This window comes from Leifsonia sp. SIMBA_070, assembly GCF_046534635.1.
Lineage (GTDB): Bacteria > Actinomycetota > Actinomycetes > Actinomycetales > Microbacteriaceae > Leifsonia.
The window spans coordinates 1-255 of the sequence record NZ_JAWRYK010000565.1 but is presented as its reverse complement, the minus strand read 5'-3'; the positions used below and the strand labels follow the sequence as shown (position 1 = coordinate 255).

The following is a 255-nucleotide window of genomic DNA, read 5'->3' as shown; positions in this document are numbered from 1 at the left end:
CGAGCACCTCTGCGAAGGCTGGCTGGAAGGCTACCTGCTTACTGGCCGGCACGGCGTCTTCAACTGCTACGAGGCCTTTGTCCACATTGTCGATTCCATTTTCAACCAGCACGCCAAGTGGCTGAAAGTCAGCCGCGGACTGTCCTGGCGCCAGCCGGTGGCGTCGCTGAACTACCTGCTGTCCAGCCACGTCTGGCAGCAGGACCACAACGGATTCTCGCACCAGGACCCGGGCTTCATTGACCACGTGGTGAA

The 255-nt window shown here is 60.8% G+C and carries 1 pseudogene; it reads left to right on the top strand.

Annotated features, from left to right (window positions below):
- Window positions 1–255: pseudogene (locus SB754_RS21475) on the top strand (phosphoketolase); the annotation flags it as partial.